Below are 23,260 nucleotides of genomic sequence, written 5' to 3'. Positions count from 1 at the left end.
GGATCGGATCAGGCGGTGGGGATGAGCTTGTTCCACTCCGCCACGCGCTCGGCCTGGGCGGCCAGCACGGCGTCGGTGTCGCCTTCCAGGGTGATCGAATGGATCACGTCGCCCTGCTTGACCGAGTCGACGATGGCCTGGCCGTCGAGGACCTGGCCGAACACGGTGTGCTTGCCATCCAGCCAATCGGTCTTGATGTGGGTGATGAAGAACTGGCTGCCGTTCGTGTTCGGGCCGGCATTGGCCATCGACAGCGAACCGACCTGGTGCTTCACGCCGTTCTTTTCATCTTCGAACTTGTAGCCCGGGCCGCCGGTGCCCTGGCCCTTGGGGCAGCCGCCCTGGATCATGAAGTCCGGGATCACGCGGTGGAAGACCAGGCCGTCATAGAAGCCGTGCTTGACCAGGTTGACGAAGTTGGCAACCGTCAGCGGGGCCTTGTCGGCGAACAGCTCGACCTTGATCGGGCCCTGGGTGGTGTCGAAGGTGGCGATGAGGGACATGCGGATCCTTGATATACGGGGTTATCGTCAGCCCATAAGGATACACCCGTGGTCCGGCGTCGGCCTGCCTGACGATGGTCGAACACCCCCTCCCCAGCGCGCGCCAGGCCGCCCGGACAGGCGCCCCTCACACAGCTGAATGCCTGTCCGGCAAGGCTTGCGAGGCACTTTTCGCGATTGGTCATCTTGGCCGTATAATGTTGGACTTCTTTTTCCAAATCCGGCGCCGACTGGCCCCCTTTCGCATGTCTATCGAAAATCTTCGCAACATCGCCATCGTCGCCCACGTCGACCACGGTAAGACCACCCTCGTCGACCAGCTGCTCAAGCAGTCCGGCACCCTCTCCGAGCGCACCGTGCTCGCCGAGCGCGTGATGGACAGCAATGACCAGGAAAAGGAACGCGGCATCACCATCCTGGCCAAGAACACGGCCATCACCTGGGAAGACAAGAAGACCGGTATCAAGAACCGGATCAACATCGTCGACACCCCGGGACACGCCGATTTCGGCGGCGAAGTGGAGCGCGTGCTGTCGATGGTCGACACCGTGCTGATCCTCGTCGATGCGATGGACGGCCCGATGCCGCAGACCCGCTTCGTGACCCAGAAGGCCTTCGCGATGGGCTTCAAGCCGATCGTCGTGGTCAACAAGGTCGACCGTCCGGGCTCGCGTCCGGATTGGGTGATCGACCAGGTCTTCGACCTGTTCGACAAGCTCGGCGCCACCAATGAGCAGCTCGACTTCCCGATCGTCTACGCCTCGGCCCTGAACGGCTACGCCGGCCTGGAAGACACCGTGCGCGACGGCGACATGACCCCGCTGTACGAAGCGATCATGCAGCACGCGCCGAAGCCGGAAGTGGACCCGGACGGCCCGTTCCAGATGCGCATCAGCCAGCTGGACTACAACAACTTCGTGGGCGTGATCGGCATCGGTCGCGTGCAGCGCGGCACCCTGAAGAAGAACATGCAGGTCGCGGTGATCGACCGTGAAGGCAAGAAGCGCAACGGCAAGGTCGCGCAGGTGCTGGGCTTCCTGGGCCTGGAGCGCATCGAGCAGGACACCGCCGAGGCCGGCGACATCATCGCCATTTCCGGCATTCCGGAACTGACCATCTCCGACACCCTGTGCCACCCGGATACCCCGGAAGCGCTGCCGGCGCTGACCGTCGATGAACCGACGATCTCGATGACCTTCCAGGTCAACAACTCGCCGTTCGCCGGCAACAAGGACCTGTCCGGTGGCAAGTTCCTGACCAGCCGCCAGATCAAGGACCGCCTGGATCGCGAGCAGGTCCACAACGTGGCCCTGAAGGTCGAACAGCTGGAAGACGCCGACAAGTTCCTGGTCTCCGGCCGTGGCGAACTGCACCTGTCGGTGCTGATCGAGAACATGCGTCGTGAAGGCTACGAGCTGGCCGTGTCGCGCCCGGAAGTCATCATCAAGCAGATCGACGGCCAGGCCATGGAGCCGATCGAGCAGCTGGTGGTGGACATCGAAGAGCAGCACCAGGGCGGCGTGATGGAAAAGCTGGGTACCCGCAAGGGCCAGCTGAAGAACATGGAGCCGGACGGCAAGGGCCGTGTGCGCCTGGAATACCAGATCCCGGCCCGTGGCCTGATCGGCTTCCAGAACGAGTTCAAGACCCTGACCCAGGGTTCGGGCCTGCTGTTCCACGTGTTCGACCATTACGGCCCGAAGGAACAGGGCGCGATCGCCAAGCGCCAGAACGGCGTGATGATCGCCAATGCCCCGGGTGCCACCCCGGCGTACTCCCTGGGGCCGCTGCAGGAACGCGGCAAGCTGTTCGCTGCTGAAGGCGACAACGTGTATGAAGGCCAGCTGGTCGGCATCCACTCCAAGGACAACGACCTGACCGTCAACGCGATCAAGACCAAGCCGCTGACCAACATGCGCGCTTCGGGCAAGGACGATGCGATCCAGCTGACCCCGGCGATCAAGTACTCGCTGGAGCAGGCCCTGGACTTCATCGAAGACGATGAGCTGGTCGAGATCACCCCGAAGGAAATCCGCCTGCGCAAGAAGGGCCTGACCGAAAGCGACCGCAAGAAGGCCTCGCGCGGCGGCTGATCGGACTCATTGTCGTGATCGACAAGCCCTACAACCCGGATCCTCACAAGCATCCGGGGCTTCACCTGATCGCCTTGCTGGAAGCCAGCAAGGCGGTTCTGGCGCTGTTGGCTGCGACCGGGCTGGAAATGCTCGGTCCGCAGCCCCTGCGCGATGCGGTCAATGCCCTGATCCGCCGGTTCAGCCTGGACCCGGATCACGGCACTCTGCCCTCGCTGCTCAACATGATCAGCCCCGATGCGGTGCATCTGGCGGCTGCTGCGATGGTCGCCTACGGCGTCCTGCACCTTTTCGAGGCCTGGGGCCTCTGGCGCGCCAAGGCCTGGGCCTCCTGGCTGGGCTGCGTCACCGCCGGCATCTACCTGCCGTTCGATATCTACGCCATCCTCCGTCACCCGGGCTGGGCCTCGTGGTCGGTGCTGGTGATCAATCTGATCGTGGTCGGCGTGCTCGCCCGCGATATCCGCAAACGCCATGGCAAGGCCGCCAGAACGGCTTGAGTTGCCAAGCGCCGCCTGGGCTGGTTAGCCTGTCGGCCGGTTCGGGGGGACAGGCATGCGCCTGACACTGACATCACTGATGCTCATCGCACTGGCCGGCTGCAGCCCGGGCCCGGCGCCCCTGCATGCCCGCGAGTCGCCTGCCCCGGTCCCGCCCACCAGCGCGCCCATGCCCTTCGCATACGCCGAAGCGGACATCAGCGATCTGCAGTCGCGCATGGCCAGCGGCGAGCTGGACAGCGTCACCCTGGCCCGCGCCTACCTGGACCGCATCGCCCGCCTCGACCGGGCCGGCCCGCGCCTGCGCGCGGTGATCGAGCTCAATCCCGATGCACTGCGCGAGGCCGCCCAGCTGGACACCGAGCGCCGTCAGGGCCAGTTGCGGGGTCCGCTGCACGGTATCCCGCTGCTGCTCAAGGACAACATCGGCGCCAGCCCCATGAGTACCACCGCCGGCTCGCTGGCCCTGGAAGGCTTCCGCCCCGACGATGCATTCCTGGTCAAGCGGCTGCGCGCGGCCGGTGCGCTGATCCTGGGCAAGACCAACCTCAGCGAATGGGCCAATTTCCGCTCCAGCCAATCGATCTCCGGCTGGAGTGCGCGTGGCGGGCAGACGCGTAATCCCTACCGGCTCAGCCATAACCCGTGCGGCTCCAGCAGCGGCAGCGCGGTGGCGGTCTCGGCCAATCTGGCGGTGGCAGCCATCGGCACCGAAACCGATGGCAGCATTGTCTGCCCGGCCGCGGTCAACGGCGTGGTCGGGCTGAAGCCGACGGTCGGCCTGGTCAGCCGCGAAGGCATCGTCCCGATTTCGTTCAGCCAGGACACCGCCGGCCCGATGACGCGCAGCGTGGCTGACGCGGCTGCCCTGCTGACCGCCATGGCCGGGCGAGACGAGTCCGACCCGGCCACCGCGACCATGCCCGGGCGCGCGGTCTACGACTACACCTCACGCCTGAATGCCGATGCCCTGCGCGGCGCGCGGATCGGCGTACTGTATGGCGACCTGATGCAGAAGCCGGGCATCGCCCCGGCCCTGCAGCATGCCGTGGCCGTGCTGCGCGATGCCGGTGCCACCGTAGTGCCGGTGCAGCTGCCCACCCAGGGCCAGTGGCAGGAGGCCGAGCGCATCGTGCTGATGCACGAGTTCAAGGCCGGGCTGCAGCGGTACTTCACTACCTACCAAGCCCCGGTGCGCAGCCTGGAGGACGTCATCGCCTGGAATCGCTCACATGCGGGCAAGGAACTGGCGATGTTCGACCAGGACCTGATGGAAACCGCCGCCACCATGGGTGGCCTCGGCAGCCCGGCGTACATCCGCGCCCGCAGTGATGCGCGGCGTCTGGCCGGTCCGGAAGGTATCGATGCGGTGCTGCGCGAGCAGAAACTGGACGCGCTGGTGGCGCCGACCACCGGCACGGCCTGGCCGATCCGACCCGGCAGCGGCGATGACTTTCCGGGCGAGAGTTACAGCGCCGCTGCGGTGGCCGGCTATCCGAGCCTGACCGTACCCATGGCGCACGTGGACGGCCTGCCGCTCGGCCTGCTGTTCATGGGCACCGCCTGGAGCGAGCCGCGCCTGATCGAGCTGGGCTACGCCTACGAGCAACGGACCCGCGCACGCCGCCCGCCGCGGTTCCAGACCGACAGTCTGCTGCCGCACAGCGTCGCGCCCTGAGGGCGTGTACCGACCAACGGTCGGTACCTACCCGGGAACGTACGCCCCGCGTTGGTAGTGCCGGCCGCCGGGCGGCATTACCGGGATACGTCACCCGAGTCCGGCAGGATCGCCGGCTCACCATCCTCGGCACCAGGCGAGCGCACATCCTCGGCCGGCTGCGACCGCGCCCGGCGCGTTGGCGTGACTTCCTGATTGAGCTCGGCGCGGGTGCGCGGCAATGCCTGCGGATGCTCGCGGGCGAGGAAATCGAGCATGCGTTCGCGCACGATGCAGCGTAGATCGAACGCATCACCGGAGTTGCGCGCACTCACCAGCAGGCGCACCTGCAGGGTGTGCTCCGTGGTTTCGGTCACCTGGGTCACGCAGACCTGGCCGTCCCACAGCGCCTCGCCTTTGCAGATGCGCTCCAGCTCGGCGCGGATCGCCGGGATCGGGGCGGTGTAGTCCAGCCACAGGAACGCGGTACCGAGCAGATCGGCGCTGCGGCGCGTCCAGTTCTGGAACGGGTGTTCGATGAACCACGTCAGGGGCACCACCATCCGCCGCGCATCCCAGATCCGCACCACCACGTAGCTGCTGTTGATCTCCTCCACCCGGCCCCACTCGCCTTCAACGATCACCACATCGTCCAGCCGGATCGGCTGGGTCAGCGCTATCTGCAGGCCCGCGATCAGGTTGCCGAATACCGGCTTGGCCGCGATACCGGCGACCAGACCGATGATGCCGGCCGAGGCCAGCAGTGCGGTGCCGATCTGGCGCACCATCGGGAAGGTCAGCAGGATCAGCGAAACCCCGACCAGGATGATCGCGCCCATCAATACCCGGCTCAGCACGCGTGTCTGTGTCTGGATCCGGCGCGCCTCGAGGTTGTCGGCCACTTCCATCGGGTGATCGCGCAGGATCGCCTGCTCGCCGGCGGCCACCGCGCGCACCAGCAGCCAGATGAAGCAGCCGGTCAGGCCGATGTGCAGCAGGCGCAGTGACTGATCCAGCCATCGCCCGTGCAGCGGAGTGGCTTCCAGCGCAGGAATCAAGAGCAGCAGCGGCAGTGCGAACGCCAGCGGCCGGCTGATCACGCGGGCGATGCGGGCGCGGCGGTAATCGCGGTTTTTCAACCGTCGCGTCAACGCCATCAGCAACCACCAGCCGCTGATCCCGATCGCCAGTGCGATCGAGATCGGCCATAGATACAACGCTGCCTGCTGCCAGTCCACGGTCACTGCACGCTCCTGTGTTCTTCGCGAGGAAGTCCACAGGATGCCGGTGCGGCCATGACCATCGTGTCAGGCGGATGTAAGGTGCGTGTCGAGGACACGCACCAGGTCAGGCGGCGTAGTGCGCCTGCTTGCGCACGATCGCCATCGCGATCTCCAGCGACTGCTCGTAGTTCAGGCGCGGGTCCACCGAGGAGCGATAGGCGCGTTCCAGGTCGCGCTCGGTCAACTCGCGCGCACCGCCGGTGCATTCGGTCACGTCCTCGCCGGTCAGCTCCAGGTGCACGCCCCCCAACCGTGTGCCGGCCGCGGCATGCAGATCGAAGGACATCTCTACCTCACCACGTACGTTGTCGAAACGACGCGTCTTGTAGCCGTTGCTGGTGCTCTCGGTGTTGCCATGCATCGCATCGCACACCCACAGCACACGCCGGCCATCGCGCTTGACCGCATTCAACAGCGGCGGCAGCTTCTCGGCGATCTGTGCAGCCCCCATGCGGTGGATGAAGCTCAGCCGGCCCGGCTCGTCTTCGGGGTTGAGCACATCGATCAGGCGCAGCAACTGGTCCGGCTGCACTGACGGGCCGACCTTGATCGCGATCGGGTTGCGCACGCCGCGCAGGTACTCCACATGCGCGCCATCCAGCGCGGCGGTGCGCATGCCGATCCACGGGTAGTGCGTGCTCAGGTTCAACCAGCCCTGCTGGCGCGGCACCTGGCGGGTCAGCGCCTGCTCGTAGGGCAGCAGCAGCGCTTCGTGCGAGGTGTAGAAGTCGATCCGGTTGAGGTTGTACACCTGCGTGCCGGACAGCGTTTCCATGAAACGCACCGCATCGCCGATCGAAGACACCATCTTCTGGTAATCGGTGGCCAGCGGCGAATGCCGCACCCACTCCAGGTTCCAGTATTCGGGGTGGTGCAGATCGGCGAAACCGCCATCGATCAGCGCCCGCACGAAGTTCATCGTCATCGCCGAGTGCGCATGCGCCTGCAGCATCCGGCGCGGGTCCGGCAGGCGGGCAGCTTCGGTGAACTCCGGCGCATTGATCACGTCGCCGCGGTAGCTCGGCAGGGTCACGCCGTCGCGGGTTTCGGTATCGGCCGAACGCGGCTTGGCGTACTGCCCGGCGAAGCGCCCGACCCGGATCACCGGTTTACGCATGCCGTGCACCAGCACCAGGCTCATCTGCAGCAGCACCTTGAGCCGGTTGGAGATGGTGGTGGATTCGCAGTCGCTGAAGTTCTCCGCGCAGTCACCGCCCTGCAGCAGGAAGCGCTTGCCTTCCTGGGCATCGGCCAGCTGCTGCTTGAGCGCCAGGATCTCCCAAGAGGTCACCAGCGGCGGCAGCCGCTTGAGCTCATGCAACGCCGCATCCAGCGCCAGCGGGTCCGGGTAGGTCGGCATCTGCAGCGCCGGCTTGCCACGCCAGCTCTCCGGCGACCAGGCAGCGGCGACGGCGGTCGCGGCGGGATCGGCTACAGGCGGGGCGGACAGGCTCATCACGGACTTCCGGGGTGTGGGGCCGGTCATGGTCGCAGAGCGCGCCGCCGGCGCAAAGGGCTGGGCCGCTTTACCAGGCTGAACGCCGAGCAAAGGACGCGGTGATCGGCCAGATCACGCATGGTCCAGCGTCCGTGGACAGGCGCATGATTTGTTACGGAGTAACACTCGCCAGGCCGGCCCCTTCCCCCTTTGCCCAGCCAAGCCATCCTCATGAAGCCCTCCCTGCTTGCTACCGGTATTGCTGTTTCCCTGGCCGTCACCGGCCTGCCCGCCCTCGCCGCCGCCCCTTCCAGCGCTCCGGCCGTCACCGATCTGGACGCGGTCACCGTCAGCGCCCAGCTCGACCAGGCGCGCAACGCGCTGTCGCCGGATATCGGCAGCAGCCAGTACCAGATTACCGCCGAAGACATCCAGAACCTGCCACTGGGCGCCTCCACCCCGTTGAACCAGGTGCTGCTGCAGGCGCCTGGCGTGGTCCAGGACTCCTACGGCGGCGTGCACGTGCGGGGCGACCACGCCAACCTCCAGTACCGCCTCAACGGCGTGCTGCTGCCCGAATCGATCTCCGGCTTCGGCCAGACCCTGGACGCCCGTGCCATCAAGCGCATCCGCCTGATGGATGGCGCCCTGCCAGCACAGTTCGGCGAGCGTACCGCCGCCGTGGTCGACATCACCACCCGCAGCGGCGCCGAGCTGGGCAATGGCGGCAGCGCCGGCCTCACCGCCGGCTCCTACGGCAAGATCAACCCCAACGCCTCGTGGTGGGGCAGCCAGGGCCGCTGGAGCTGGTACCTGACCGGCAACTACGACCAGAACCAGGTCGGCATGGAAAACCCCACCGCCTCGCGCCGGCCGGACCACGATGACACCCACCAGGGCAAGGCGTTCGCGGACCTGACCTACCTGGTCAACGAAGACACCCGCCTGAGCCTGTTCGCCGGCTTCTCCAACAACCGCTTCCAGATCCCGGTCAACCCCGGCCAGACCCCGCAGTTCGGCTATCTGGATACGGTCAACGCCGACTCGGCCGCGCTGGACGAGAACCAGCGCGAGACCACCCGCTTCGGCATGCTGGTGCTGCAGGGTTCTCTGGGCAGCACCGCCTACCAGGTCTCGGCCGGGCAACGGTACAGCGACCTGTCCTTCAACCCGGACCTGGCCGGCGACCTCATCTTCAACGGCGTGGCCTCGCAGGTGGAGCGCAGCAATCGCGCCAACAGCGTGCAGGCCGATTTCTCCACGCCGCTGGGTGAGAACCACACACTGCGCTATGGCCTGTACGTCAACGCCGAACGCGCCCGCGCCGGCAGCGACACCTGGGTGTTCCCGGTCAACGGCGACGGCCAGCAGGCCAGCACCACCCCGCTGCGCATTCCCGATGCGAGCGCCTTCAACGCCACCACCACCGCGGTTTATCTGCAGGACGAATGGCGCCTCGGCGAGGACTGGACGGTCAATTACGGCCTGCGCGGTGACCGCTACAGGGCCTTCGGCGGTACCGAAGGGCAACTGAGCCCTCGCCTGGGCGTGGTCTGGACTGCCAGCGACAGCACCACGGTGCACGCCGGCTACTCGCGCTACTTCACCCCGCCGGCCAGCGAACTGGTGGCCAGCAGCGACATCGCGCTGTACGAGGGCACCACCAACCAGCAACCGGCCGGTGGCAGCACCATCCCGCTGTCCGAGCGCAGCGACTATTACGACATCGGCGTCTCCCAGCAAGTGGGCGACCACCTCACCCTCGGCCTGGACGCCTACGATCGCAAGGTCGACCGCCTGCAGGACGAGGGCCAGTTCGGCGCTGCCTACATCTATTCCACGTTCAACTACCGCCAAGGCCACATCCACGGCGTGGAATTCAGCGCCGACTACAGCAACGGGCCGCTCAGCGCTTACGTCAACGCTGCCTACAACAAGGCGATGGGCAAGCAGGTCATCACCGGCCAGTACAACCTCGATCCCGAGGCACTCGCCTACGTCCAGACCCACTGGATCCACTTGGACCACGACCAGAAACTGACCTCTTCCGGCGGCATCAGCTACGCCTTCGCCGGCCACAATCGTCTGGGCGCCGACTACGTCTTCGGCAGCGGCCTGCGCTCGGACGCCGATGGCATTCCCAACGGCGGCGAACTCCCCGCCTACCTGCAACTCAACCTCAGCGCAGCCCACGACTTCAACGCCGACAGCGGCCACCCACTGCATGCACAGCTCGCCCTGGTCAACGCACTGGACCGCAGCTACCAACTGCGCGACGGCGGCGGCATCGGCGTCTTCGCCCCGCAATGGGGTCCCCGCCGCGGCGCCTATCTGAGCCTGCAGCAGGACTTCTGAGCGGCGCCCTGAAGCCTTGCGACCCGGATCAGGCCGGCAACAGCCAGACCTGACCGCACCATCCGGCCTGGCCGCGCAACGCGTGCCAGGCCGGCGACTGCCGGATGCGACCTCAGTGGCGCCGACGCGCGCGGAACGCCGTCACCAGCGCCCACACCGCCAGTGCCGCGAACCACACCAGGCTCCACATCGGCATCGTCAGGCCCAGGAACTGCCAATCGATGTTGCCGCAGTTGCCGGTACCCGTCAGCACCGTGCGGAACACCTCGAACGGCCCCATCGTCTCACTGAGGAAGCTCAACGGCGGCCCACAGCTCGAGCCCATGTCCTGCGGCAGCAACTGCACATACACGTGCCGGCCGGCAATGCCGATACCGACCGCCGCCGCGATGAAGGCCAGCACCCCATACGTCTTGCGCCCAGCCGGATCACGCGGACCATGCAGCGCCCCGATCAGGAACAGCAGCCCCAGCGCCGCAAACGCAATCCGCTGGAAGATGCACAACGGGCAAGGCTCCAGCCCCATCTTCAACTGCAGGAAGATCGCGTACCCCAACAGTGCCGCGCAGACCAGAAACCCCAACAGGAACTGGGCGCGGAAACTCCAACGCAATGGATTCATTGCCAACACTCGTGAAAGTCCAGGCGCCAAGATTAACAGGGCTGTGACCACCAACGTCCATGCGCACCTGCCGACCATCGGCGTAGCGGACAGGACAGCGTGTTCCGTGCAGTCGGCGCAGGAATCCACCCGAGCGAAGCGACCACGCGCCACGCAGCCGGGCAATGGCCGGCTCTACCTGTGCGGCGCACAGGCTCCGCTCTCCTCCAAGCGCGCCGACCCAGTGTGCAGGTGTTGGCGCGGGTGGGTTGTCGGGACCATGAGCGCCATGGATGGCGCGACATGAGCCTCCGTGGACGGATTTACGGCGTGTCCCGCCAACCTACCCGCGCCGACGCCCCACCCTCACCCGCAGCGCCATGCTCTTGCCTTGGCCTTGCCCTTGGCCTTGGCCGTTCAACCCCCATAAACGGAAAAACCCGGCACAAGGCCGGGTTCTTCACCGAATAACAGGTACAGCTCGAAGATTACTCTTCGACGGCTTCAGCCACGGCAGCCGGACGATCGACCAGCTCCACATAGGCCATCGGCGCATTGTCGCCAGCGCGGAAACCGCACTTCAGCAGACGCAGGTAGCCGCCCGGACGGTTCGCGTAACGCGGGCCCAGGGTGGTGAACAGATTGCCGACGGCTTCGTTGTCGCGCAGGCGAGCGAACGCCAGACGACGGTTGGCAACCGAATCAACCTTGGCCAGGGTGATCAGCGGCTCGGCAACGCGGCGCAGTTCCTTGGCCTTCGGCAGGGTGGTCTTGATCAGCTCGTGCTTGAACAGCGACGCGGCCATGTTCTTGAACATTGCTTCGCGATGGGCGCTGGTGCGGTTGAACTTACGACCGGACTTCATATGACGCATGACGGTGATTCCTGAAGTGAATGTTGGATCGGTTGGGTATCGCTGTCGCCATCCTGGCGTTGCTGCTTGGACTGCGGATGGTCCGGTGCCAGCCGTCCTGGCTGGCCGTCACCGCAGGCTATCGACCTGTCGGTGCGGGGTGTTGCCGGTGAAGCCCCCGCACCCGAAGGTGCGGGGTCAAGCATCTTGCGTAGCGCTGGATCAGCCGAGCATGCCGTGCTGGGCGACACCGGCCGGCGGCCAGTTCTCCAGCTTCATGCCGAGCGAAAGGCCGCGCTGTGCGAGGACTTCCTTGATCTCGGTCAGCGACTTCTTGCCGAGGTTCGGGGTCTTGAGCAGCTCCACTTCGGTCTTCTGGATCAGATCGCCGATGTAATAGATGCTCTCTGCCTTGAGGCAGTTGGCCGAACGCACGGTCAGTTCCAGATCGTCGATCGGGCGCAGCAGCACCGGATCCACGCCGTTGTTGGCCGGCTTGGCCGCACCGCGGTCGCGGTGGGTGAAGTCACCGAAGACCGACAGCTGATCGCTGAGGATGTCGGCGGCAGTGCGCACGGCTTCCTCGGCATCGATCGTGCCGTTGGTTTCGATGTCCAGCACCAGCTTGTCCAGATCGGTACGCTGCTCAACGCGGGCCGCTTCCACCGAATAGGCGACGCGACGGACCGGCGAGAACGACGCGTCCAGAACCAGACGGCCGATGGCACGGGTTTCTTCATCCGGACGACGACGAGCAGCGGCCGGCTGGTAGCCGAAACCACGCTCGATCTTCAAACGCATATTGATTGCCGTGTCCTTGGTCAGGTGGCAAATGATATGGTCGTTGTTCAGGACTTCGACGTTGTGGTCCAGCTTGATATCAGCAGCGGTCACGACACCCGGACCCTGCTTGGACAGCGACAACGTAGCGTTGTCACCGGTATGCATGCGGATGGCCACGTCCTTCAGGTTGAGCAGGACTTCCAGCACGTCCTCCTGCAAGCCTTCGAGCGTGGTGTACTCGTGCAGTACGCCATCGATTTCGACTTCCGTGATGGCGAAGCCCGGGATGGACGACAGCAGCACGCGACGCAGGGCGTTGCCCAGCGTATGCCCGTAACCACGCTCCAAGGGTTCGATGACGACCTTGGCGCGGGTATCGGTAAGGCGTTCGATCTGCGGACCGCGAGGACGCAGAACCTGGTTGGCGGTAACCGTCATGTTGCGGGTTCTCCTGCGAACCTCCGGTGTGACCCGGAGGTTCTCCAATGTGAATTACTTCGAATACAACTCGACGATCAGCGCTTCGTTGATATCCGCAGGCAGGTCCGAACGATCCGGCACGGCCTTGAAGATGCCGGCGAACTTGCCGGAATCAACTTCAACCCACGACGGACGCAGGTCATGCGTAGCGGACACGGTCAGGGCTTCCTGAACGCGCAGCTGCTTGGCAGCCTTCTCGGACAGAGCGACGGCGTCGCCAGCCTTGACCTGGTACGAAGCCAGGTTGACCGACTTGCCGTTCACGGTGACACCGCGGTGCGAGACCAGCTGACGGGCAGCCGGACGGGTCACTGCGAAGCCCATGCGGTAAACGACGTTGTCAAGACGGGTTTCCAGCAACTGCAGCAGGTTCTCGCCGGTGTTGCCCTTCTTGGTCGAGGCCTTCTTGTAGTAGTTGCGGAACTGACGCTCCAGCAGACCGTAGATACGCTTGACCTTCTGCTTTTCACGCAGCTGGGTAGCGTAGTCGGACAGCTTGCCCTTACGGGCAGTGGCGCCGTGCTGGCCGGGCTTCTGCTCCAGCTTGCACTTGGAGTCCAGCGCACGGGCCGGGCTCTTGAGGGAAAGGTCGGCGCCTTCGCGGCGGGCGAGCTTACAGGTAGGACCGATATAACGAGCCATTTCTTATCGCTCCTTTAGACGCGACGCTTCTTCGGCGGACGGCACCCGTTGTGCGGGATTGGCGTCACGTCGATGATGTTGGTGATCTTGTAGCCCACGTTGTTCAGCGAGCGCACGGCCGACTCACGACCCGGACCCGGGCCCTTGATGCGGACTTCCAGGGACTTGACGCCGTAGTCGAGCGCGGCACGGCCGGCCTTCTCGGCAGCCACCTGGGCAGCGAACGGGGTGGACTTACGCGAACCGCGGAAGCCAGCGCCACCGGAGGTCGCCCACGACAGAGCGTTGCCCTGACGGTCGGTGATGGTCACGATGGTGTTGTTGAAAGAAGCATGGACGTGGGCGACGCCGTCAGTGACGACGCGCTTGATCTTCTTCTTGGTCTTAGCGACGGGCTTAGCCATTTCTTAGGTCCCTTACTTCCTGATCGCCTTGCGCGGGCCCTTGCGGGTGCGGGCGTTGGTACGGGTGCGCTGGCCACGAAGCGGCAGACCGCGACGGTGACGCAGACCGCGGTAGCAGCCCAGGTCCATCAGGCGCTTGATCGCGATACCGATTTCACGGCGCAGATCGCCTTCCACGATGTACTTGCCGACTTCGAGACGCAGACGCTCGATTTCCGGCTCCGACAGATCGCGGATCTTGGTGGTCGAGGTCACGCCTGCGGCGTCGCAGACCTTCTTCGAACGGGTACGGCCGATGCCGTAAATGCTTTGCAACCCGACCCAGACGTGCTTCTGGGCTGGCAGGTTGACGCCTGCAATACGCGCCATGACGCGGTTCTCCAGCTGAGTGATGGCCGACAGCGCACCATGGGCGCGCCAATCCGGCAGGATGGATCAAAAAAGTGAACTAGCGATTCTATCAAGGTCTCGGTTTACTTGGAAGCCCGTGGAACCTTGAGGTTCCATGGACCCGGCGTGGGGAGTGTGCCCATGCTCCGGCGCCGGATGTCGTTGACTGCAGAGGTTGCCCTCGCCGCCGCCCGCGCTACTCCCGCGCGGGACCACCACATCACACCCCCACCCGAAACCGCTGCAGGGGCCGCCCTTCGATTTGGAAGGCCAGTCCGGGAACCGGAGGGCCTTCGCAACAAGAAGACTAGTGTAACAGGTCAATCAGCCGCGGGCAAAACCGCCGCGGTTGCCGCCCTTCAGGTTGGCCTTCTTCAACAGGCTCTCATACTGGTGCGACATCAGGTGCGCCTGGATCTGGGCAATGAAGTCCATCACCACCACCACCACGATCAGCAGCGAGGTGCCGCCGAAGTAGAACGAGGCGCCGAGCTGGGTGCGCAGGATTTCCGGCAGCAGACAGACGATCACCAGGTACAGCGAACCGGCCGCGGTCAGACGGGTCAGCACGGCATCCACGTAGTCGGCGGTGGCCTTGCCCGGACGGATGCCCGGAATCAGCGCGCCCGACTTCTTCAGGTTGTCGGCGGTTTCCTGCGAGTTGAACACCAGCGCGGTGTAGAAGAACGCGAAACCACTGATCAGCGCAGCGAACACGATCATGTGCAGCGGCTCGCCCGGCCCGAGGGCGTTGGCGACCTTCTGCAGCCACGTGGCCGAACTGGCCTGGCCGGACCACATGGCCAGCGTCGTCGGGAATGCCAGGATGCTCGAGGCGAAAATGGCCGGGATCACGCCCGCCATGTTCAGCTTCAGCGGCAGGAACGAGGTCTGGTTCATGTACGCGTTGCGGCCACCCTGGCGACGTGCGTAGTTCACCGTGATGCGGCGTTGGCCGCGCTCGACGAACACCACGAAGTAGGTGAAGGCCAGCACCACCAGCACGATCAGCAGCAGGGCGATGAAGCTCATGTTGCCGTCGCGGTAGGCTTCCACGGTGTGGATGACCGCGCCCGGCAGACCGGCCACGATGCCGGCGAAGATGATCAGCGACACACCGTTGCCGATGCCACGCTCGGTAACCTGCTCACCGACCCACATCAGGAAGATGGTACCGGCGGTCAGCGCGACGATGGCAGTGAGCACGAAGCCCATGCCGGGTGCGTAGACGACCGGAGCACCGCCCGGGGAGACCTGGTTCTGCAGCGCCAGCGCGATGCTGCCGCCCTGCACCACCGCCAGCAACACGGCGCCGATGCGGGAATATTGAGTGATCTTGCGACGACCCGATTCACCTTCCTTCTGCATCGATTTCAATGCCGGGAAGATGTGGACCGCCAGCTGCATCACGATGGATGCCGAGATGTACGGCATCACGTTCAGCGCGAAAATGCTGAAACGGTGCAGGGCGCCGCCCGAGAACATGTTGAACATGTCCACGATGCCGCCGCCCTGCGCCTGCATGAGCGCAAGCATGGCATCGGGATTGACGCCAGGCACCGGCACATAACAGCCGATGCGGTAGACGATCAATGCCCCGATGACGAACAGCAGTCGCTGGCGGAGTTCCGTGAACTTGCCGAGCCCGCCGCCGAGGTTACCAATGCCAGCTTGCGCCATGTCTTACTCCTGTACGCTGCCGCCGGCAGCTTCGATCGCGGCCTTGGCACTGGCCGTTGCAGCGACGCCCTTCAGGGTGAAGGCCTTGGTCAGGTCACCCTTCATGACGATCTTGGCACGCTTAGCGGTGCTCGGGACCAGCTTGGCAGCGCGCAGCGCGGCAAAGTCGATCTCGCCAGCTTCCAGACGCTCAAGCTGGTAGGACAGCACTTCAGCAGTGTCCTTGGCGATCTTGGAACGGAAACCGACCTTCGGCAGACGACGCTGCATGGGGGTCTGGCCGCCTTCGAAGCCCGCCTTGATCTTGCCGCCACCCTTACGGGCGAACGAACCCTTGTGGCCGCGGCCGCAGGTCTTGCCCAGGCCGGAGCCGATACCACGACCGACGCGGGTACGCTCTTTACGAGCGCCCGGTGCCGGGCTCAATTCATTCAGATGCATGGTCATTGGATTATTCCTCAACCTTGACGAGGTAGTGGACCTTGTTGATCAGGCCGCGAACCTGCGGGCTGTCCTTCAGTTCACGCACATCGTTGAGCTTGTTCAGGCCCAGGGCACGCACCGACAGGCGGTGACGCGACTGGGTGCCACGCAGGCCAGCCACCAGGCGGACCTTGACGGTCTTGACGGTTTCATTAGCCATGGTTGAGATCCTCCACCTTCTTGCCGCGCTTGGCCGCGATGCGGACCGGCGACTGCATTTCGGTCAGACCCTTCAGCGTGGCGCGAACCAGGTTGATCGGGTTACGCGAACCGACGGCCTTGGCCAGCACGTTCTTGACGCCAACGGCTTCCAGGACGGCGCGCATGGCACCACCGGCGATCACACCGGTACCTTCGGAGGCCGGCATCATGAACACGCGGGCTGCGCCGTGGCCGGACTTCACCGGGTGCCACAACGTGCCGTTGTTCAGATCCACGGTGGCCAGGTTCTTGCGAGCCTGTTCCATCGACTTCTGGATGGCGACCGGCACTTCACGCGCCTTGCCGTAACCGAAGCCGACCTTGCCTGCGCCGTCACCGACCACGGTCAGTGCGGTGAAGGTGAACTGGCGACCGCCCTTGACGGTCTTGCTGACGCGGTTGACCGCGACCAGCTTTTCGATCATGCCGTCGTCGACTTTCTCTTCGCGGCGATCGCGATCGCGACCCCGCTGCTGACGTTCTTCTGCCATGTTGATTCCTTGATTGATTGAGTATGTACGGCTCAATGCCGCTTATAGCTGTGAGATGAAGCGGTGATTCGAGCGCCCCTGCAGAAGAAGGACGTCGCCCGGCGCAACCCGCGCCGGCAGGCAGGCGGAAGCGGGGACCAGCCCCGCTTCCTTATCCCTTAGAACTGCAGGCCGCCTTCGCGGGCTGCATCAGCCAGTGCCTTGATGCGGCCGTGGTAGCGGTAGCCCGAGCGGTCGAAAGCGACCTTCTCGATGCCCGCAGCCTTGGCGCGCTCGGCGACCAGCTTGCCAACCTTGGCAGCGGCGTCGCTGTTCTTGCCGTTCTTCAGGCCTTCCTTGACGTCGGCCTGGGTGGTGTTGGCAGCCGCCAGCACCTTGGAGCCGTCGGCGGTGAAGACCTGGGCGTACAGGTGCTGACCGGTGCGCAGCACCGACAGACGCGGCACGCCGAGCACACGAATGTGGGCACGGGTCGACTTGGCACGACGCAGACGAGCGATGTTCTTGTTCATGATCTTTTTCCTTGAAAGCTGAGGGCGTGAGTTACGCCTTCTTGGCTTCCTTACGAATGATGACTTCGCCGGCGTACTTCACACCCTTGCCCTTGTAGGGCTCCGGCGGACGGAAGCCACGGATCTTGGCGGCAACTTCGCCAACGCGCTGCTTGTCGGTGCCCTGGACCAGCACTTCGGTCTGGGTCGGGGTCGAGATGGTGATGCCTTCCGGCGCCACGAACAGGACCGGATGCGAGAACCCGAGCGACAGGTTCAGATCCTTGCCCTGCATGGCGGCACGGTAACCGACGCCGACCAGCTCAAGCTTGCGCTCGAAGCCTTCGGTCACGCCGTGGACCATGTTGGCCAGGATGGCGCGCACGGTGCCGGTGAGGGCGACCAGCGAGGCATCGTTGGCGGCCAGGGTGGCAACGCCGTTGTCGACAGTGATTTCAACGCCAGCAACCTTGGCAAGCGACAGGGTGCCCTTCGGGCCCTTCACGCTGACGGATTCCGGCTGGATGTTCAGTTCAACGCCCTTGGGCAGGTTGACTGGCTTCTTGGCTACGCGGGACATAGTTGTTTCCTTCTCGCCTTAGGCCACGAAGCACAGGACTTCGCCGCCGACGCCCAACTGGCGCGCCTGCGCATCAGTCATGATGCCCTTGGAGGTGGAGATGATGGAGATACCCAGGCCGTTGAGGACCTTCGGCAGCTCGGACTTGCCACGGTACTGGCGCAGACCCGAACGCGAGAAGCGCTTCAGGGTCTCGATGACCGGCTTGCCCTCGAAATACTTCAGGACGATTTCAAGCTCGGCCTTGTTGTTCTCGATCTTGGTCACGCGCAGATCGGTGATGTAGCCTTCGGCCTTCAACACCTCTGCGATTGCCACCTTGATCTTGGACGACGGTGCTTTCACCGTCTGCTTGCCAACCGCGGCCGCATTCTTGATGCGTACCAGCAGGTCGGCGATGGGATCAGTCATGCTCATAGTCGATACCTTTGAGTGCACCGATATCCGCTTTCGCGAAAATCTTGTGTCTACCTGGGATGGGCCAGGGCCCGTCTTCACACACTGCTCACGCCTTGCGGGCGAGCAAGACGCGGGAGTATACGGCAAAAAGAGCCCGACTTGCGTCGGGCTCCCTTAATCCGGGATCAGAGCCGGAAAACCGGCCCCTCTCCCCTGCCCCGCGCCGTGAAGGCCCCGGGCAGTTGAAGGGACGAATCCCTTACCAGCTGGCCTTGCGCAGGCCCGGCACGTCGCCACGCATGGTGGCTTCACGCAGCTTGTTACGGCCCAGGCCGAACTTGCTGTACACGCCACGCGGGCGGCCCGAGAGCTCGCAACGGTTGCGGTGACGGCTCGGCGACGAATCGCGCGGCAGCTTCTGCAGCTTGATGACGGCCTCGGCCTTTTCGTCGTACGACGCGGTCGTGCTGGAGATGATCTTCTTCAGCTCTTCACGCTTGCCGGCGTACTTGACGGCCAGCTTCGCACGCTTGAGGTCGCGGTTGACCATGGAGGTCTTTGCCATTTCGGATTCCTCGACGTATCAGTTACGGAACGGGAACTTGAACGCTGCGAGCAGCGCCTTCGCTTCCGCATCGGTCTTGGCGGTGGTGGTGATGGCGATATCCATGCCGCGGATCGCGTCGACAGCGTCGAAGTCGATTTCCGGGAAGATGATCTGTTCCTTCACACCCATGTTGAAGTTGCCACGACCGTCGAAGGAACGACCCGAGACACCACGGAAGTCGCGCACGCGCGGCAACGAGATGTTGATCAGACGGTCCATGAACTCGTACATCTTTTCACGACGCAGCGTGGTCTTGCAGCCGATCGGCCAACCATCGCGGATCTTGAACGATGCCACCGAGACGCGGGACTTGGTCACGATCGGCTTCTGACCGGAGACCTTGGCCATATCGGCGACGGCATTTTCCAGGATCTTCTTGTTCGTGGCTGCTTCGCCGACACCCATGTTCAGGGTGACCTTGACCAGCTTCGGAACCTGCATCGGATTGGTGTAGCCGAACTGCTTCATCAGCGCCGGCACCACTTCTTCCTTGTAAAACTTTTCGAGACGGGAATTCATCTGCTCATTCCTCAGGCGTCGAGCGCCTCACCGCTGGAGCGGAACACACGCAGTTTGCGTCCATCCTCCAGCACCTTGAAGCCAACGCGCTCGCCCTTGCCCGAAGCCGGGTTCAGCACATTCACGTTGGAGATATGGATCGAAGCTTCACGCTCGACCACGCCGCCGGCAACGCCTGCCTGCGGGTTCGGCTTGGTGTGGCGCTTGACGATGTTCACGTTGGCGACGATCACACGATCGCCGTCGACGCGGACGACTTCGCCCTGCTTGCCCTTGTCCTTGCCGGTGTTGACGACGACCTGGTCGCCCTTCTTGATACGGTTAGCCATGATTATCTCCTGGCGCTCACAGAACTTCGGGAGCGAGCGAGACGATCTTCATGAACTTCTCGGAACGAAGTTCACGGGTCACCGGTCCGAAGATGCGGGTGCCGATCGGCTCTTGCTTGTTGTTGAGCAGGACCGCGGCGTTGCCGTCGAAACGGATCAGCGAGCCATCGGCGCGACGCACACCCTTGCGGGTACGCACCACGACGGCGTCATACACTTCACCCTTCTTGACTTTGCCGCGCGGAATTGCGTCCTTCACGGTGACCTTGATGATGTCGCCGATGTGGGCATAACGGCGCTTGGAACCACCCAGCACCTTGATGCACATCAGTTCCTTGGCACCGGAGTTGTCCGCGGCGTCGAGGTAGCTCTGCATCTGGATCATGATTCAGATCTCCTTATTCAGCCGCACGCGTGATGACTTCCACCACGCGCCAGTTCTTGGTCTTGGACATCGGAGCAATCTCGGCCACACGGACGACATCACCTTCGTTGCAGGCGTTGTCGGCGTCGTGTGCGTGCAGCTTGGTCGAACGCTTGATGTACTTGCCGTACAGGGCGTGCTTGACCAGGCGCTCCACCAACACGGTGACCGTCTTGTCCATCTTGTTGCTGACGACACGGCCTTCGACCGTGCGCAGCGTCTTGCTGTCGTTGTTATCGCTCATCGCGGCCATCCTTACTTGGTGCTGCCGAGCAGGGTCTTGACGCGAGCGATCTCGCGGCGAACCCGGCGGGTTTCGTGGGTCTTCGGCAGCTGGCCAGTGACCTGCTGCATACGGAGCGAGAACTGCTCCTTACGCAGGTCGATCAGGTGGCTCTTCAGGTCGTCAGCCGACTTTTCGCGAAGTTGTTTGATATCCATCAGAGCACCGTCCGGGTCACGAAAGTGGTGGTCACGGAGAGCTTGGCGGCAGCCAGGCGGAACGCCTCACGTGCCACGTCTTCCGCGACGCCTTCGATTTCATAGATCATGCGGCCGGGCTGGATCTGGGCTACCCAGTACTCCACGTTGCCCTTACCAGAACCCATTCGGACTTCGATGGGCTTCTTGGTGATCGGCTTGTCGGGGAACACTCGGATCCACATCTTGCCGCCGCGCTTGACGTAGCGGCTGATCGAGCGGCGAGCCGCTTCGATCTGACGCGCGGTCAGCTGACCATGAGCGGTTGCCTTCAGGCCGTATTCGCCGAAGCTGACAGCGTTGCCGCTCCAGCTCAGACCATCGTTACGGCCCTTGTGTACCTTGCGGTATTTGGTTCGCTTGGGTTGCAACATTGTCGTTACCTCGCTTCACGAGCCGGGCGCGACGGACGGTCACCGCGGTCGCCGCGATCGTTACGATCGTTGCGCGGGGAGTCGTCCTGCTTTTCCTGGCCAACCTGGGAGAAATCGAAGACTTCGCCCTTGTAGATCCAGACCTTGATGCCGATGATGCCGTAGGTCGTCTTGGCTTCAGCGAAGCCATAGTCGATGTCGGCACGCAGCGTATGCAGCGGCACGCGGCCTTCGCGGTACCACTCCGAACGGGCGATTTCTGCGCCGTTCAAGCGGCCACCGACGTTGACCTTGATGCCCAGGGCACCGAGGCGCATCGCGTTGCCGACCGAGCGCTTCATCGCGCGGCGGAACATGATGCGACGCTCCAGCTGCTGCGCGATCGACTCGGCAACCAGCTGTGCGTCCAGCTCGGGTTTACGCACTTCGGTGACGTTGATGTGCGCCGGGACGCCCATCATTTCGCTCACTTCCTTGCGCAGCTTCTCGATGTCCTCACCGCGCTTGCCGATCACCACGCCCGGACGGGCGGTGTGGATCGTCACGCGAGCGGTCTTTGCCGGACGCTCGATCAGGATCTTGCTGATGCCGGCCTGCGCAAGCTTCTTGCGCAGCATGTCCCGCACCTTCAGGTCGGCTGCCAGATAACCAGCGAACTCGGCCTTGTTGGCGTACCACTTGGAGTTCCAGTCCTTGGAAATGCCGAGGCGGATACCAATCGGATGAACTTTATGACCCATGGTGTTTTCCTTTCCGCTTACTTGCCGGCGCCCACAACCACAGTGATGTGGCTGGTGCGCTTGAGGATGCGGGTGCCGCGGCCTTTCGCCCGCGCCATGAAACGCTTCAGGGTCGGACCTTCATCTACCATGATGGTCTGTACCTTCAGCTCGTCGACGTCGGCGCCCTGGTTGTTCTCGGCGTTTGCAATAGCCGACTCCACCACCTTCTTGATCAGGTGGGCAGCCTTCTTGTCCGAGAACTTCAGCAGGTTGACCGCACGCTCGGCCGGCAGGCCACGCACCTGGTCAGCGACCAGGCGGGCTTTCTGCGCAGAGATGCGCGCGGAGCGCAGGATTGCTTTCGCTTCCATTGTCATCTCTCCTTACTTGCCCGACTTCTTGTCACCACCGTGACCCTTGAAGGTCCGGGTGATGGCAAATTCGCCGAGCTTGTGGCCGACCATGTTCTCGTTGACGAGCACCGGAACGTGGTTCTTACCGTTATGAACGGCGATGGTGACGCCTACCATTTCCGGCAGGATCATCGAACGGCGCGACCAGGTCTTGATCGGCTTCTTGCTACCCGCAGCGGCTTCCACCTTCTTGATGAGGTGGTGATCGACAAACGGGCCCTTCTTGAGTGAACGTGCCATGGTCGATTAGCCCCTACGATCGCGGACGATGAATTGCTGGGTGCGCTTGTTATGGCGCGTCTTGTAACCCTTGGTCGGGACACCCCACGGGGTGACCGGATGCGGGTTGCCCTGGCCGGCCTTCGCCTCACCACCACCGTGCGGATGGTCAACCGGGTTCATGGCAGCACCACGAACGGTCGGGCGGACACCACGCCAGCGCTTGGCGCCAGCCTTGCCCAGCTTTTCCAGGTTGTGTTCGTCGTTACCGACTTCACCGATGGTGGCGCGGCACTCGACCGGCACCTTGCGCATTTCACCCGAGCGCAGGCGCAGGGTGGCGTAGATGCCTTCACGAGCGACGAGCTGCACGGCAGCGCCGGCGGCACGCGCGATCTGAGCACCCTTGCCCGGCTTCAGTTCGATGCCGTGGACAGTGGTACCGACCGGGATGTTGCGCAGCGGCAGCGTGTTGCCGGTCTTGATCGGCGCATCCGAACCCGCGATCACCTGGTCACCGGCCTTCAGGCCCTTCGGTGCGATGATGTAGCGGCGCTCGCCGTCGACGTAGCACAGCAGGGCGATATGGGCGGTGCGGTTCGGATCGTATTCGATGCGTTCCACGCGCGCCGGAATGCCTTCCTTGTTGCGCTTGAAGTCGATGACACGGTAGTGCTGCTTGTGACCACCACCCACGTGACGGGTGGTGATGCGGCCGTGGTGGTTACGACCACCGGACTTGCTCTGCGGCTCCAGCAGCGCAGCATGCGGCGCGCCTTTGTGCAGATCGGGCGTGACCACGCGCACGGCCGAACGACGGCCGGGAGAAGTGGGTTTGAATTTCATCAATGGCATGGGATGTACC

Annotated in this window: 31 protein-coding genes; 4 read left to right on the top strand and 27 right to left on the bottom strand. The window is 64.1% G+C overall.

Translation table 11 applies throughout. From position 1 onward, the window contains the following. Positions 1-8 precede the first annotated feature (8 nt). Complete coding sequence (locus ACTT2I_RS02200) at positions 9-503, bottom strand: peptidylprolyl isomerase (RefSeq protein WP_088435214.1); 495 nt, start codon at positions 501-503, stop codon at positions 9-11. A 245-nt stretch (positions 504-748) separates the two neighbouring features. On the opposite strand from ACTT2I_RS02200, the gene typA reads away from it, so the two are divergent. The 3 genes from typA to ACTT2I_RS02185 are packed head-to-tail and all read left to right on the top strand — an operon-like array spanning position 749 to position 4,774. Further along, positions 749-2,596, top strand: a complete 1,848-nt coding sequence (typA, locus tag ACTT2I_RS02195; RefSeq protein ID WP_088435215.1) for a translational GTPase TypA — start codon at positions 749-751, stop codon at positions 2,594-2,596. 14 nt (positions 2,597-2,610) lie between these two features. Next, positions 2,611-3,096: a DUF2127 domain-containing protein gene (locus tag ACTT2I_RS02190; RefSeq protein ID WP_088435216.1), complete on the top strand. Its 486-nt coding sequence runs from the start codon at positions 2,611-2,613 to the stop codon at positions 3,094-3,096. A 55-nt stretch (positions 3,097-3,151) separates the two neighbouring features. Then, positions 3,152-4,774 carry an amidase gene (locus ACTT2I_RS02185; RefSeq protein WP_088435217.1) on the top strand — a complete coding sequence of 541 codons (1,623 nt, stop codon included), beginning with the start codon at positions 3,152-3,154 and terminating at the stop codon, positions 4,772-4,774. Positions 4,775-4,851: 77 nt separating this feature from the next. Here the strand turns inward: ACTT2I_RS02185 and ACTT2I_RS02180 are convergent, their stop codons facing one another. Together ACTT2I_RS02180 and ACTT2I_RS02175 are read right to left on the bottom strand one after the other, a co-directional pair. Further along, positions 4,852-5,991: a mechanosensitive ion channel family protein gene (locus ACTT2I_RS02180; protein WP_343238145.1), complete on the bottom strand. Its 1,140-nt coding sequence runs from the start codon at positions 5,989-5,991 to the stop codon at positions 4,852-4,854. Between the two features lie 109 nt (positions 5,992-6,100). Beyond that, the gene (locus ACTT2I_RS02175) at positions 6,101-7,492 is read right to left on the bottom strand and encodes a class II 3-deoxy-7-phosphoheptulonate synthase (RefSeq protein WP_088435218.1); all 1,392 of its coding nucleotides are present in this window, start codon (positions 7,490-7,492) and stop codon (positions 6,101-6,103) included. 213 nt (positions 7,493-7,705) lie between these two features. On the opposite strand from ACTT2I_RS02175, the gene ACTT2I_RS02170 reads away from it, so the two are divergent. Next, positions 7,706-9,829, top strand: a complete 2,124-nt coding sequence (locus ACTT2I_RS02170) for a TonB-dependent receptor (RefSeq protein WP_421100653.1) — start codon at positions 7,706-7,708, stop codon at positions 9,827-9,829. A gap of 112 nt (positions 9,830-9,941) precedes the next feature. Here ACTT2I_RS02170 and ACTT2I_RS02165 read toward each other — a convergent pair whose 3' ends face one another. From ACTT2I_RS02165 to rplB, 24 genes are all read right to left on the bottom strand, one after another. After that, positions 9,942-10,451 carry a disulfide bond formation protein B gene (locus ACTT2I_RS02165; RefSeq protein WP_070426690.1) on the bottom strand — a complete coding sequence of 170 codons (510 nt, stop codon included), beginning with the start codon at positions 10,449-10,451 and terminating at the stop codon, positions 9,942-9,944. Positions 10,452-10,918: 467 nt separating this feature from the next. After that, a complete protein-coding gene (gene rplQ / locus ACTT2I_RS02160; RefSeq protein WP_019186166.1) occupies positions 10,919-11,305 on the bottom strand; it encodes a 50S ribosomal protein L17 in 387 nt (128 codons plus the stop codon). Between the two features lie 201 nt (positions 11,306-11,506). Continuing rightward, positions 11,507-12,505, bottom strand: a complete 999-nt coding sequence (locus tag ACTT2I_RS02155; RefSeq protein ID WP_019186165.1) for a DNA-directed RNA polymerase subunit alpha — start codon at positions 12,503-12,505, stop codon at positions 11,507-11,509. Positions 12,506-12,559: 54 nt separating this feature from the next. Beyond that, the gene (rpsD, locus tag ACTT2I_RS02150) at positions 12,560-13,189 is read right to left on the bottom strand and encodes a 30S ribosomal protein S4 (protein WP_019186164.1); all 630 of its coding nucleotides are present in this window, start codon (positions 13,187-13,189) and stop codon (positions 12,560-12,562) included. A gap of 14 nt (positions 13,190-13,203) precedes the next feature. After that, positions 13,204-13,593 (bottom strand): 30S ribosomal protein S11, encoded by a 390-nt coding sequence (gene rpsK / locus ACTT2I_RS02145; protein WP_017355427.1) that lies wholly within the window; start codon positions 13,591-13,593, stop codon positions 13,204-13,206. Positions 13,594-13,605: 12 nt separating this feature from the next. Beyond that, positions 13,606-13,962: a 30S ribosomal protein S13 gene (gene rpsM / locus ACTT2I_RS02140; protein WP_019186163.1), complete on the bottom strand. Its 357-nt coding sequence runs from the start codon at positions 13,960-13,962 to the stop codon at positions 13,606-13,608. Between the two features lie 345 nt (positions 13,963-14,307). Then, positions 14,308-15,663: a preprotein translocase subunit SecY gene (secY, locus tag ACTT2I_RS02135; RefSeq protein WP_019186162.1), complete on the bottom strand. Its 1,356-nt coding sequence runs from the start codon at positions 15,661-15,663 to the stop codon at positions 14,308-14,310. Between the two features lie 3 nt (positions 15,664-15,666). Then, positions 15,667-16,110 (bottom strand): 50S ribosomal protein L15, encoded by a 444-nt coding sequence (rplO, locus tag ACTT2I_RS02130; RefSeq protein ID WP_019186161.1) that lies wholly within the window; start codon positions 16,108-16,110, stop codon positions 15,667-15,669. Positions 16,111-16,114: 4 nt separating this feature from the next. After that, positions 16,115-16,306 (bottom strand): 50S ribosomal protein L30, encoded by a 192-nt coding sequence (rpmD, locus tag ACTT2I_RS02125; RefSeq protein ID WP_019186160.1) that lies wholly within the window; start codon positions 16,304-16,306, stop codon positions 16,115-16,117. Further along, positions 16,299-16,838, bottom strand: a complete 540-nt coding sequence (gene rpsE / locus ACTT2I_RS02120; RefSeq protein WP_019186159.1) for a 30S ribosomal protein S5 — start codon at positions 16,836-16,838, stop codon at positions 16,299-16,301. Before rpsE ends, rpmD begins: the two co-directional genes overlap by 8 nt. 158 nt (positions 16,839-16,996) lie before the next feature. Then, complete coding sequence (gene rplR / locus ACTT2I_RS02115; RefSeq protein ID WP_019186158.1) at positions 16,997-17,350, bottom strand: 50S ribosomal protein L18; 354 nt, start codon at positions 17,348-17,350, stop codon at positions 16,997-16,999. Positions 17,351-17,381: 31 nt separating this feature from the next. Continuing rightward, complete coding sequence (rplF, locus tag ACTT2I_RS02110) at positions 17,382-17,909, bottom strand: 50S ribosomal protein L6 (protein ID WP_019186157.1); 528 nt, start codon at positions 17,907-17,909, stop codon at positions 17,382-17,384. An 18-nt stretch (positions 17,910-17,927) separates the two neighbouring features. After that, positions 17,928-18,326, bottom strand: coding sequence for a 30S ribosomal protein S8 (rpsH, locus tag ACTT2I_RS02105; RefSeq protein WP_019186156.1), 399 nt, complete (start codon positions 18,324-18,326; stop codon positions 17,928-17,930). Positions 18,327-18,567: 241 nt separating this feature from the next. Next, on the bottom strand, positions 18,568-18,873 hold the full coding sequence (gene rpsN / locus ACTT2I_RS02100) for a 30S ribosomal protein S14 (RefSeq protein ID WP_019186155.1): 306 nt from the start codon (positions 18,871-18,873) through the stop codon (positions 18,568-18,570). 18 nt (positions 18,874-18,891) lie between these two features. Further along, on the bottom strand, positions 18,892-19,434 hold the full coding sequence (gene rplE / locus ACTT2I_RS02095; RefSeq protein WP_019186154.1) for a 50S ribosomal protein L5: 543 nt from the start codon (positions 19,432-19,434) through the stop codon (positions 18,892-18,894). Between the two features lie 11 nt (positions 19,435-19,445). Then, positions 19,446-19,763: a 50S ribosomal protein L24 gene (gene rplX / locus ACTT2I_RS02090; RefSeq protein WP_017355416.1), complete on the bottom strand. Its 318-nt coding sequence runs from the start codon at positions 19,761-19,763 to the stop codon at positions 19,446-19,448. 16 nt (positions 19,764-19,779) lie between these two features. Then, the gene (gene rplN / locus ACTT2I_RS02085; protein ID WP_019186153.1) at positions 19,780-20,148 is read right to left on the bottom strand and encodes a 50S ribosomal protein L14; all 369 of its coding nucleotides are present in this window, start codon (positions 20,146-20,148) and stop codon (positions 19,780-19,782) included. Positions 20,149-20,161: 13 nt separating this feature from the next. Further along, the gene (gene rpsQ, locus ACTT2I_RS02080) at positions 20,162-20,431 is read right to left on the bottom strand and encodes a 30S ribosomal protein S17 (RefSeq protein WP_088435221.1); all 270 of its coding nucleotides are present in this window, start codon (positions 20,429-20,431) and stop codon (positions 20,162-20,164) included. Positions 20,432-20,442: 11 nt separating this feature from the next. Next, complete coding sequence (gene rpmC, locus ACTT2I_RS02075) at positions 20,443-20,628, bottom strand: 50S ribosomal protein L29 (RefSeq protein WP_019186151.1); 186 nt, start codon at positions 20,626-20,628, stop codon at positions 20,443-20,445. Then, the gene (gene rplP / locus ACTT2I_RS02070; protein ID WP_019186150.1) at positions 20,628-21,041 is read right to left on the bottom strand and encodes a 50S ribosomal protein L16; all 414 of its coding nucleotides are present in this window, start codon (positions 21,039-21,041) and stop codon (positions 20,628-20,630) included. Before rplP ends, rpmC begins: the two co-directional genes overlap by 1 nt. 5 nt (positions 21,042-21,046) lie before the next feature. Continuing rightward, the gene (rpsC, locus tag ACTT2I_RS02065) at positions 21,047-21,781 is read right to left on the bottom strand and encodes a 30S ribosomal protein S3 (RefSeq protein WP_019186149.1); all 735 of its coding nucleotides are present in this window, start codon (positions 21,779-21,781) and stop codon (positions 21,047-21,049) included. Positions 21,782-21,798: 17 nt separating this feature from the next. Next, positions 21,799-22,134, bottom strand: a complete 336-nt coding sequence (gene rplV / locus ACTT2I_RS02060; protein WP_017355410.1) for a 50S ribosomal protein L22 — start codon at positions 22,132-22,134, stop codon at positions 21,799-21,801. Positions 22,135-22,146: 12 nt separating this feature from the next. Beyond that, positions 22,147-22,416, bottom strand: a complete 270-nt coding sequence (gene rpsS, locus ACTT2I_RS02055) for a 30S ribosomal protein S19 (RefSeq protein ID WP_019186148.1) — start codon at positions 22,414-22,416, stop codon at positions 22,147-22,149. Positions 22,417-22,422: 6 nt separating this feature from the next. Then, positions 22,423-23,250: a 50S ribosomal protein L2 gene (rplB, locus tag ACTT2I_RS02050; RefSeq protein WP_017355408.1), complete on the bottom strand. Its 828-nt coding sequence runs from the start codon at positions 23,248-23,250 to the stop codon at positions 22,423-22,425. Between the last annotated feature and the right edge of the window lie 10 nt (positions 23,251-23,260).

Source organism: Stenotrophomonas sp. PUT21, assembly GCF_052232875.1.
Classification (GTDB): Bacteria; Pseudomonadota; Gammaproteobacteria; order Xanthomonadales; family Xanthomonadaceae; genus Stenotrophomonas; species Stenotrophomonas maltophilia_N.
Note: the sequence above shows the minus strand (reverse complement) of the source record. Positions and strands in the feature narration are given on the sequence as shown.

What these genes read in the sequence shown, in the direction of transcription:
- ACTT2I_RS02200 (WP_088435214.1), bottom strand. Translation starts at nt 503, where the DNA reads ATGTCCCTCATCGCCACCTTCGACACCACCCAGGGCCCGATCAAGGTC.
- typA (WP_088435215.1), top strand. Translation starts at nt 749, where the DNA reads ATGTCTATCGAAAATCTTCGCAACATCGCCATCGTCGCCCACGTCGAC.
- ACTT2I_RS02185 (WP_088435217.1), top strand. Translation starts at nt 3,152, where the DNA reads ATGCGCCTGACACTGACATCACTGATGCTCATCGCACTGGCCGGCTGC.
- ACTT2I_RS02175 (WP_088435218.1), bottom strand. Translation starts at nt 7,492, where the DNA reads ATGAGCCTGTCCGCCCCGCCTGTAGCCGATCCCGCCGCGACCGCCGTC.
- ACTT2I_RS02170 (WP_421100653.1), top strand. Translation starts at nt 7,706, where the DNA reads ATGAAGCCCTCCCTGCTTGCTACCGGTATTGCTGTTTCCCTGGCCGTC.
- ACTT2I_RS02165 (WP_070426690.1), bottom strand. Translation starts at nt 10,451, where the DNA reads ATGAATCCATTGCGTTGGAGTTTCCGCGCCCAGTTCCTGTTGGGGTTT.
- rplQ (WP_019186166.1), bottom strand. Translation starts at nt 11,305, where the DNA reads ATGCGTCATATGAAGTCCGGTCGTAAGTTCAACCGCACCAGCGCCCAT.
- ACTT2I_RS02155 (WP_019186165.1), bottom strand. Translation starts at nt 12,505, where the DNA reads ATGACGGTTACCGCCAACCAGGTTCTGCGTCCTCGCGGTCCGCAGATC.
- rpsD (WP_019186164.1), bottom strand. Translation starts at nt 13,189, where the DNA reads ATGGCTCGTTATATCGGTCCTACCTGTAAGCTCGCCCGCCGCGAAGGC.
- rpsK (WP_017355427.1), bottom strand. Translation starts at nt 13,593, where the DNA reads ATGGCTAAGCCCGTCGCTAAGACCAAGAAGAAGATCAAGCGCGTCGTC.
- rpsM (WP_019186163.1), bottom strand. Translation starts at nt 13,962, where the DNA reads ATGGCGCGTATTGCAGGCGTCAACCTGCCAGCCCAGAAGCACGTCTGG.
- secY (WP_019186162.1), bottom strand. Translation starts at nt 15,663, where the DNA reads ATGGCGCAAGCTGGCATTGGTAACCTCGGCGGCGGGCTCGGCAAGTTC.
- rplO (WP_019186161.1), bottom strand. Translation starts at nt 16,110, where the DNA reads ATGACCATGCATCTGAATGAATTGAGCCCGGCACCGGGCGCTCGTAAA.
- rpmD (WP_019186160.1), bottom strand. Translation starts at nt 16,306, where the DNA reads ATGGCTAATGAAACCGTCAAGACCGTCAAGGTCCGCCTGGTGGCTGGC.
- rpsE (WP_019186159.1), bottom strand. Translation starts at nt 16,838, where the DNA reads ATGGCAGAAGAACGTCAGCAGCGGGGTCGCGATCGCGATCGCCGCGAA.
- rplR (WP_019186158.1), bottom strand. Translation starts at nt 17,350, where the DNA reads ATGAACAAGAACATCGCTCGTCTGCGTCGTGCCAAGTCGACCCGTGCC.
- rplF (WP_019186157.1), bottom strand. Translation starts at nt 17,909, where the DNA reads ATGTCCCGCGTAGCCAAGAAGCCAGTCAACCTGCCCAAGGGCGTTGAA.
- rpsH (WP_019186156.1), bottom strand. Translation starts at nt 18,326, where the DNA reads ATGAGCATGACTGATCCCATCGCCGACCTGCTGGTACGCATCAAGAAT.
- rpsN (WP_019186155.1), bottom strand. Translation starts at nt 18,873, where the DNA reads ATGGCAAAGACCTCCATGGTCAACCGCGACCTCAAGCGTGCGAAGCTG.
- rplE (WP_019186154.1), bottom strand. Translation starts at nt 19,434, where the DNA reads ATGAATTCCCGTCTCGAAAAGTTTTACAAGGAAGAAGTGGTGCCGGCG.
- rplX (WP_017355416.1), bottom strand. Translation starts at nt 19,763, where the DNA reads ATGGCTAACCGTATCAAGAAGGGCGACCAGGTCGTCGTCAACACCGGC.
- rplN (WP_019186153.1), bottom strand. Translation starts at nt 20,148, where the DNA reads ATGATCCAGATGCAGAGCTACCTCGACGCCGCGGACAACTCCGGTGCC.
- rpsQ (WP_088435221.1), bottom strand. Translation starts at nt 20,431, where the DNA reads ATGAGCGATAACAACGACAGCAAGACGCTGCGCACGGTCGAAGGCCGT.
- rpmC (WP_019186151.1), bottom strand. Translation starts at nt 20,628, where the DNA reads ATGGATATCAAACAACTTCGCGAAAAGTCGGCTGACGACCTGAAGAGC.
- rplP (WP_019186150.1), bottom strand. Translation starts at nt 21,041, where the DNA reads ATGTTGCAACCCAAGCGAACCAAATACCGCAAGGTACACAAGGGCCGT.
- rpsC (WP_019186149.1), bottom strand. Translation starts at nt 21,781, where the DNA reads ATGGGTCATAAAGTTCATCCGATTGGTATCCGCCTCGGCATTTCCAAG.
- rplV (WP_017355410.1), bottom strand. Translation starts at nt 22,134, where the DNA reads ATGGAAGCGAAAGCAATCCTGCGCTCCGCGCGCATCTCTGCGCAGAAA.
- rpsS (WP_019186148.1), bottom strand. Translation starts at nt 22,416, where the DNA reads ATGGCACGTTCACTCAAGAAGGGCCCGTTTGTCGATCACCACCTCATC.
- rplB (WP_017355408.1), bottom strand. Translation starts at nt 23,250, where the DNA reads ATGCCATTGATGAAATTCAAACCCACTTCTCCCGGCCGTCGTTCGGCC.